We start from the raw sequence: 8141 nt of genomic DNA, 5'->3' as shown, positions 1-8141 counted from the left end.
CACTAGCAGTAGTATCCAAACCTTCAGCATGAGAAGCAAATCCACTAGCAGTAGTATCCAAACCTTCAGCATGAGAAGCAAATTCACTAGCAGTTGTGTTAAAACCTTCAGCATGAGAAGCTTCTTCACTTGCTTCTGTATTTCTTCCTTCAGCATGCGAGGATTCCCCACTTGCTATGGTACTTCGCCCTTCAGCATGAGAAGCATCTCCATTCGCTTGAGTAAGCGTTCCTTCCGAGTGAGAGGCAATGGCATTAGCAACTGTTTGACTACCTTCAGCATGCGAGCAATCTCCATTTGCGACTGAACAACAACCTTCCGCATGAGAACAAGCTCCGTTCGCTTCTGTACCGCATCCTTCAGCGTGTGAGCAATCGCCATTAGCAGTTGTACCACATCCTTCCGCAAATGAACAATCTCCATTCTCTATAGGGCTTCCTTCAAAGGAACATGCTCCAACATTGCCAGCTACGTCGCAAACTGGTTGGGGTGGCGATTCAAGAGGAGCTTGGATAAACGGACGACTAATAGGACTTGGAACGGGACAAGGGATTGCGCGAGGTATGCACCGCTTTCCATTATGCAAAAACAAAAATAATCAACCTCCTTCACAATTCTTTATTACATTGAATGTGGAGAAGTTGTCTTTTTCTTGTACGTTTACCTACATATATTTAAAGCCTCATTGATGTGAGAATGGGGAAAGAGCGTTATTGGAAGAGGGTGGTAAGGATTCATATTAGGTCGATATCGTGGTTTTTATGTTTCTAAATGTATGTACTATTCCCAACAAAAAGGGGGATAAAACAGGGAATAGTTTCGGGGATTTTTCAAAATAGAATCAATATTACGCTATACCTATACAGTTCTTTGAAAGAAGAATACTGTGGGGATAGGGTATCTATGTGCTCATAATCAATGAACATAGCCCCTTTATCAAAACGTTACTCGGTTAGAATAAGCGGAGGAAGAAAAGACGAAAAGACCAATTGAATTTATATATATGACCACGGTGCATTAGTGTCGTGGTCTTTGTGTTTATTGCACCTCTTATTGAGCTTGGAAGGGTTTCTGGGTTTATAGGTGGTGTGAGGGAATTAATAAAATTGCCTGATATGGTAATGTCTACTTCCGAATTGTATAAAGCATATCGTGCAAGTTATACCGAAACTGGTGGCTCGAAATTAGACAAATTAGACGCCTAAAAAGGGGGAATATAAAGAAAAATGTAAACATACAATAGCACGGAAAGGTCTTTTAGCACGTTCTGCGGAAGAGAACACTTACTTGGGGAAGTGTTCTTTTTCATTGCACCTTTTTAAGAGGACAAGCATATTATATAGGGTGGGACAAGCGAAGGTCATGTAAATCGCTTATTTCATACTCATGATAAAGCGCCTTTCACTAAAGAGTACATTTCGATGTGCTCTTTTTTATCAGACAAATCGGGCACCTAAAAAGAGGTAATATAAAGAAAAATGTAAGCATACAATGATACAGAAAGGTCTTTTTCCGTGTTAGTTACCTCTCCGCGTTTTGTGGTACCAGGGCGAGGTGCTTTTTTTATTGCACCTTTTGAGAAGGACGAGCATATGCTGGTGTATCGGGAAAGCTTAACCGCTACCTATTACGTATTCATATTCCTTATCACGTTGAGAGCATCCACTGAATTGGGTGCTCTTTGTCACGTGTTAGAGTAGACAAGCATATACTGCTTGTACCTCATTAACTTTGGTAACCTTGACTTTCGTTAATGAGATTCTCGTAATCCCTTAAAAAGAGTGCTCGCGGAAACGGGCGCTCTTTTTTATCGGACAAATCGGACACCTAAAAAGGATATGAATTTATTTGGTATTGAACAAATATGGGTAAATATACAAGAAAGAAGAACTCACCTTACATCTAATGTAATAGATATCCTAAGTAAGGGAGTTTGATAGTTCATGTGCTCAAATACAAAAAGAAATTTTAATCCATCTGCGATTCCTTGTCCGGTCCCTAATCCTGAGAGTTGCCCTATTATTCAAGGGCCTCCAGTACCAGTACCGCAATCTGCATTTAGGGCTGTTAGAGATGAAACTAATACTGTTATAGATGTTCCTGCAGATACAACTGTGCAAGTTTTATATCCAAATGAACAATACGATCTACTAAATGAATATAATACTTTTATCTCCACATTTATTCCAACAACAAGAGGTATATATTCTATTATTGCAAGTGTTGAATTTAGGCCTGCTATTTTTCCTTCTCCTGATTATAGAGTATTAATAGCCATCAGGGTAAATAATACTCAAGTAGCCATTGATAATGATTTTTTTAGTACAATCACAAATAACAATATTGCATCTGTTTCTACTAACATTCAGTTAAATGCTGGAGATGTAGTACAAGTATCTGTAAGAAGTACCTTAGCTGGTACAATCGTTTCAGAACCTTCAAGTACACGCTTTGAAGCTACGAGATTTTCATCTCCACTATAAATTATTTTGAAAAAAAATCAGGGAAATCACCTGATTTCTTTTTTTATGAAATACAAATCTCCATTTTTGATTAAACTTTATTTTATAGAGACATATGCTAGTAAAACTTAACATTAACTTAAGGTAAGTATACGTTATACAAGCCATTGAAAAAGTGAATTATAGTAATAATATAGATTTTGATGAAATGGTAAAGTTTTGTAATATAGGTTTGTAGTAAATAATTCTGGTGGTAGTCAGAGAAGTATCCATTCGGGTACTTTTTATTTTGAAGAGGAAGTGATGAGATGACGTGGTTGAGCTTCTTTTTTGGATATTTTACTGGTACGTTCGTTACTTTTCTGATAATCTATTTCGGTTTTAGGATTGGGGAGAGTAGACGAGCTGAAGAAGATTGGCGTGAAATTAATGAGATTGAGAAGGATGTAGAGAAGGAAATGGATCAATTGAGAGAGATAAGAGATGATAAGGTTTAACAAAACAATCAAACAACGAACAAAAAGAAAAGCAAGAATCAAATGATCCCTGCTAGGTGAAGAGTTGTAACTAATTGATCGATAGAGATAATAAACTCTGGCGAAACACTGAGTTCGATGTATTTATTTTTGAATTCCATCTCAATCCCTCCTTCTAAAATGTATTTACGGATAGTGTTGCATCTTTTGAAAACAAAAGGAGGAATCTTGTATAAAAACTGAACAAAAATAGAGATAGTTAACAAGGCGAAATTTATGCAGAAACTAACGGTGTTTAGGTGCTGGAAATGGCGTAAAATCAACACTGCATAAAATCATGCATAAAGAATAATACAGGAATCCTATAATCATGGTAATTTCCCTGCATAAATTAGTTTTCGTTACGGATTTTTTAAAATAAGATTCTTTTTAAGCAATTAGCGATGAGGTGAGTGAGAGATGAAAGAAACGTATTGGAAGATTGGTGGAGTAAAATACAATGTGCAATCAGTTAAGGGATTAGCAAAGGAGCATGGTGTTCTTGGACAAATTTTGTATAACGATTTAATCATTAAGGTTGATGCGGATTTACCACGTGATCGTTTAGAAGAAACATTTATTCATGAAGTACTGCATGGTATTTTCCATGAAGCGGGTTATGAAGAACAAGATGAAGATATGATTAATCGTGTTGGTAAAGTGTTATATCAAGTGATACAGGATAATCTGCAAACTGATATAGACGAATCGTTGATTGAAGAATTACGAAGCGAAAGAGTTATCAAGTTATGAACAACAAACAGTTCCAAAACCAAATAACACAAACGAAAAGAGACTTACAGATGACAGATGAACAATTATCACGTCATTTGCGAGTCTCTTTTGATTATTTCATGAGGATTGTGAGTGGCGAGACTGTCCTACCTGTAGTGAAGTGCAGGGCTTTTTTAACCAGGATCGTTGGATTGTATAAAAGGTGTGGAATGAGGTGAATTCCTTCCCATTAATATAGAGGTGGTGTGGTGGTGTGACGTGACTAAACAAAAGTATGAATTAGCTGAAGAAGATTACAAATGACAATGGCGGGGCAACTATTTTCGTTAGCGATGTAACAAAAAACGTACTAAATGAAATAGTTGCTAAAGGCATTGGGATGAATACGATTTATTGCGCAGAAGGTGCACAAGGAAGTGTTCCATAAGGGAAAACGATTCTGTTTTTTTCAATTTGTTTTTCATTCTGGCTTGTGCGTAAAAAAACTGGGTGGTTATGGTTTGCGCTTGCATTCTGTGTAGCTATCTCTCGTATCTGGGGGGGGATTCATTATCCGTTCGATGTTGCCACAGGAGCTTTGTTAGGGATAATTTCTGCATTATTTTCATATTGGTTAGTACCAAAAATTTCTATTGTTAAACAATTACTTCATCTTTATGAAAAAATGGAGCAATACGTTTTAACATCATCCAAAAATAAATCGAAAGACTTTTGAGTATAAGTAGTTGTAAAAGAATTGTACATTATAAAAATGTAAAATATACAAAACGAAAAATCAGGATATGAATTTTAAAAACTTTATTTTCTATTAAAGATAATATTCACCTTTTTTGTAATACAACATTCTTAATCGTTCTTGTGATATGTAAATGAATAGAGAAAGTAATATATGATGGATTCCATTGAACGTCATTCAGTACCTCAATATGTATTAAACCCTGCTAATATTTAATCAGCAGGGTTTTCTTTTTGTACCTCGTATAGATCATCGACTTTGCACCCAAATATCTTCGCTAATTCGAATGCTTTATCAACTGGTGGATAAGACTTTCCAGTTACATAATTACTCATTTGATTCTGACTTATGTTTAATTGCTGAGTAACCCATCTTCCTTTTAATCCGCTGTTTTTTAATAAGTCCCCGATTTTACTTCTGAGTACAATCATTTTCATCACCTGTTGAGTTATTTCGTATCGAATAACAAATCACCTTGTAATGGAAGCAGTCGATAGAGCGATTGATCGAAATGCAAAGCGCTGGAAGTACATTAGCGGTATTATATTCGATTGGCAAAAGAACAACGTCAAAACAATGGCAGATGTCATTAAGCTCGATGAAGATTATAAAAACCGAAGAGGTGGTGTAGGAAATACAACACGTCGGAAACGAACTGGCAGCGGTTATGCAGCGAGCAGAAATTATGATGAAGAAAATGTAAGCAGAGAGCGTAACATGCCAAGCAAGTTGATGTTCTAATTTGGGACAACTTAGGAATATCCAAAGGGTCGGAAGCGAAAGAAAACTTGTACTACCAAATTATCGATTACCGGTATCGTCACAATTTACCGATTCTATATAGCTCCAATGAAGATGATGAAACATTACCTGAAAAGATTGGATATGCGGCAAAAAGCCGATTGTTCGAAATGAGTAAACATTACTTAATCGCTGTAGAGGGCGAAGATTATCGTCAGAAGGAGTGAATAACATGTGCTCATGCGATGGCACTGGTAAAGTATTTAGTTCTCAATTCTCAGGGGCTCGGTTATTTAAAACATGTACTTATGAAGTGGGCGTGATGGAACAAAAGAAATGTAAGCAAGAGTGGGAAGATTTTCAAAAGCGTTTGAAAGAAGCTGAAGTGAAGTTTGGAGGTGTGAATCATGAGCACGTGTCGGTTGGGTGGTTTTAGTGTAAAAAAGACCTGATGTATCGTCAGGTCAAAAGAAAGGGTAACCATATATTAATCGTTGTAGTTTCAAATGTCTATAGGTGTCGTATTGAGAAATATCAAATCGATTCATAACGAAATGAATCGTATGTACTGGTCGAAAATATAATGAAGGGGGAATTTTAATGTCTCTCCAATATAAGTTCAAGCTACATACAATCTTTGAACATTGGCCTTGTGAGAAAGTCATCGTTGCGGAGACAGAAGAATGAGAAAAGTACAAATATTATCTTGAGTTTAAAAATAAATTTTTCACAATGACAGTTCACGAATTTGTAAAGTATGTGAAGTGTGAAAATATTGGATTTGCTGATAATACTCAGCTTTATGCGTTGTGTTGGATGGAGATTTTGAGAGGTGTAATGTCCATCCTTGGTGGGAAATTGCTTACTTCAATGAAGAAGGCAATGTTGTTAGGGATTATCGGAAAGAGGTGTATGCGATATAAGTAAAAAATGAGGACAAGCAGTCGTACCTGCCGTCCTCATTAGGAGAAAGATTACTGTGGATAGGAACTACGAATAACCAGAAAACACGCTCATAAATAGTGTTAACGCAAATTTAAATATATATACAACAAAATGGGATAAGCAAAAAATGCTTATCCCAAGAAGGGTAATTTAGGAGAAATTCAAAACACCAAAATGACTTGTATTGGTAAACAGGTTCGTAGATAGTATATGTGAAATGAAAAAAGATTATACGAAAAGCAGATAGCTCTTTATGCCATCTGCTTACGTTGAAAATTATGTTTTCTCAAAAAACAGTAGTACAACAACTCACTTATAGGTAGTGTGTGAGGATTAAAAAAATTTATACAAAAAAATGGCAGGAACGATTTTCGTTGCCTGCCGGTGGGTCGAATGAGTTAGCCAATTGCAATAAATTGCTTTCTCATTACAAGAAGAGTGAAGCCGCTAGTTCGAACGGCTTATAGATATTGTTTTCTGTAGGGTGGAATTTATACATGATGGTTTTGTCAGGAAATAAAAAAGAAACAGCTATATACGCTGTTCCTTACACGGAGTATCAAGAATATTAGAAGGTTGCAGAAACGCCTAATCGTGTTGTAAACCAGTGTTGAAGGCGTAACAATATTGTCTGCAAAAAGTTAAAAAATATACAGAGAAAGCAGATAGGGGAAGAAACTACCTGCTTGCTACTGTAAACAAAAGAAAGAGTACCAGCCGAGGATTAAGCGGCTTGGAGATAGTATGTATTAATTTTGAAAATTTATACAGGGAGTGAAGATAGATGCAAGCAATTGAAAATGGTATTTGAGGGATTTCGTGATCGGTTCGTGGTATTGTTCGAGCGTGTAGCAACAACTTTTCGATATATTGCTTCAATTATTTCAAAGTGTTGGCAAACAATTAGACCAACTGTTATCTCAATATATAAAGTTCACTGCCTAATGAGACAGATGCAACGAAAAGCGTTCTTTAAGAAAAAGAAAAGTCAGCGTAAGAATTGGAAGAAGTGGAAAAAGAGAAAGTAATACAATTTGAATTTTATTAAGAAACGAGAAAATGAAAGATGAATAAATGTGAGAATTAGGAAGGACTTGATGATAGTAGAGTAACAGAAAAGGAACCCTATACATTCAGGATTCCTTTGTGTGATTTAATCTAACAATCATAGTCGTGTTCACAGTAATATTCATCACAAGAATCACTTCTATCATTACAGCAGATACAAAACGTTTTTTGTATAAATACATTAAGTTGACCAGTTTGTTCTGGGTTAGTGTTTGAGACAGTCAGACTTTCAAAATCCTCTACTTGAAATACTCTGGGGCCTCCTAAATTACCTGCTGGGTCCACTGTTAGGGTAGCTACAATCGGATTTTCAGTTCCTCTAGTTCGAATAGTTATGGTAAGGGGGAGAGCAGGGAATGCAGAGAATGATGAAGACGATATTTGAAGTAATGTTTTATTGTGATTTTTGGTGAAATCTTCAAAAATGGGTAGGTTGAAAGTGTTAGGTCGTATTAAAATTCTTAAGGGGATATTTCCAGTTAAATTTTCTCCTGAACCAGCAATTGTATGAGTCTCAACAGAACAGTTATCTTTTTGATGGTCCGGCTGCGATTGTTTTTAATAATACTTTTTACCATGTTTATAAAAATAATTAGCCATACGTATTTCATTCTCCTTATCTGAAAGTGTCCATATATGTTATTTGAGAAATAGAAATTTAAAAAGAAAATCTTCAGATTTTCTAGGATTCTCTATCAAATCTGTTAAAAAGTGCAAAAGATATGTAGCAAACACACATGTTAGTGAGAAAAAGAAAAAAGATATCTTTGAAAAAGCAAAAACAAGAATTAAAGCAATTCAAAAGAATCCAACAGTAAAAGCAGTACTGGATTATAACACCTATGTGCTTGGTATAAAAAATTATTACAGAATCGCAACACATGTAAATATAGACTTTGCTGAAATAGCCTTTCGTCTCTCGAAAACCTTGTTCAATCG

The 8141-nt window shown here is 35.8% G+C and carries 8 protein-coding genes and 4 pseudogenes; 10 read left to right on the top strand and 2 right to left on the bottom strand.

Annotated features, from left to right (window positions below):
• Positions 1-592: pseudogene (locus J4P91_RS27505) on the bottom strand (hypothetical protein); the annotation flags it as partial.
• A 433-nt stretch (positions 593-1025) separates the two neighbouring features.
• Here J4P91_RS27505 and J4P91_RS27500 point away from each other — a divergent pair.
• The 5 genes and pseudogenes from J4P91_RS27500 to J4P91_RS27480 all read left to right on the top strand — a co-directional run.
• On the top strand, positions 1026-1205 hold the full coding sequence (locus tag J4P91_RS27500; RefSeq protein ID WP_207996617.1) for a hypothetical protein: 180 nt from the start codon (positions 1026-1028) through the stop codon (positions 1203-1205).
• Between the two features lie 738 nt (positions 1206-1943).
• Positions 1944-2483 (top strand): hypothetical protein, encoded by a 540-nt coding sequence (locus J4P91_RS27495; protein WP_207996616.1) that lies wholly within the window; start codon positions 1944-1946, stop codon positions 2481-2483.
• Positions 2484-2770: 287 nt separating this feature from the next.
• On the top strand, positions 2771-2959 hold the full coding sequence (locus J4P91_RS27490) for a hypothetical protein (protein WP_207996615.1): 189 nt from the start codon (positions 2771-2773) through the stop codon (positions 2957-2959).
• Positions 2960-3397: 438 nt separating this feature from the next.
• Positions 3398-3730 carry an ImmA/IrrE family metallo-endopeptidase gene (locus J4P91_RS27485; protein ID WP_207996614.1) on the top strand — a complete coding sequence of 111 codons (333 nt, stop codon included), beginning with the start codon at positions 3398-3400 and terminating at the stop codon, positions 3728-3730.
• Positions 3731-4145: 415 nt separating this feature from the next.
• Positions 4146-4427: pseudogene (locus J4P91_RS27480) on the top strand (phosphatase PAP2 family protein); the annotation flags it as partial.
• 233 nt (positions 4428-4660) lie between these two features.
• On the opposite strand, the gene J4P91_RS27475 reads toward J4P91_RS27480, so the two are convergent.
• Positions 4661-4879, bottom strand: coding sequence for a helix-turn-helix domain-containing protein (locus J4P91_RS27475; RefSeq protein ID WP_207996613.1), 219 nt, complete (start codon positions 4877-4879; stop codon positions 4661-4663).
• Between the two features lie 19 nt (positions 4880-4898).
• Between J4P91_RS27475 and J4P91_RS27470 the strand changes: the two genes are divergently transcribed.
• From J4P91_RS27470 to J4P91_RS27450, 5 genes and pseudogenes are all read left to right on the top strand, one after another.
• Positions 4899-5189, top strand: a complete 291-nt coding sequence (locus J4P91_RS27470) for a DnaD domain-containing protein (RefSeq protein ID WP_307802561.1) — start codon at positions 4899-4901, stop codon at positions 5187-5189.
• Positions 5168-5416 (top strand): annotated as a pseudogene (locus J4P91_RS27465) (ATP-binding protein); the annotation flags it as partial. The gene J4P91_RS27470 and the pseudogene J4P91_RS27465, both read left to right, overlap by 22 nt.
• Before the next feature lie 5 nt (positions 5417-5421).
• The gene (locus tag J4P91_RS27460; RefSeq protein WP_207996611.1) at positions 5422-5625 is read left to right on the top strand and encodes a hypothetical protein; all 204 of its coding nucleotides are present in this window, start codon (positions 5422-5424) and stop codon (positions 5623-5625) included.
• Positions 5626-6889: 1264 nt separating this feature from the next.
• Positions 6890-7162, top strand: coding sequence for a hypothetical protein (locus J4P91_RS27455; protein ID WP_207996610.1), 273 nt, complete (start codon positions 6890-6892; stop codon positions 7160-7162).
• 695 nt (positions 7163-7857) lie between these two features.
• Positions 7858-8141 (top strand): annotated as a pseudogene (locus tag J4P91_RS27450) (group II intron reverse transcriptase/maturase); the annotation flags it as partial.

It is taken from the genome of Bacillus sp. XF8, from assembly GCF_017498755.1.
Classification (GTDB): Bacteria; Bacillota; Bacilli; order Bacillales; family Bacillaceae_G; genus Bacillus_A; species Bacillus_A bingmayongensis.
This window is presented reverse-complemented; position numbering and strand designations above follow the sequence as displayed.

What these genes read in the sequence shown, in the direction of transcription:
- J4P91_RS27495 (WP_207996616.1), top strand. Translation starts at nt 1,944, where the DNA reads ATGTGCTCAAATACAAAAAGAAATTTTAATCCATCTGCGATTCCTTGT.
- J4P91_RS27490 (WP_207996615.1), top strand. Translation starts at nt 2,771, where the DNA reads ATGACGTGGTTGAGCTTCTTTTTTGGATATTTTACTGGTACGTTCGTT.
- J4P91_RS27485 (WP_207996614.1), top strand. Translation starts at nt 3,398, where the DNA reads ATGAAAGAAACGTATTGGAAGATTGGTGGAGTAAAATACAATGTGCAA.
- J4P91_RS27475 (WP_207996613.1), bottom strand. Translation starts at nt 4,879, where the DNA reads ATGATTGTACTCAGAAGTAAAATCGGGGACTTATTAAAAAACAGCGGA.
- J4P91_RS27460 (WP_207996611.1), top strand. Translation starts at nt 5,422, where the DNA reads ATGTGCTCATGCGATGGCACTGGTAAAGTATTTAGTTCTCAATTCTCA.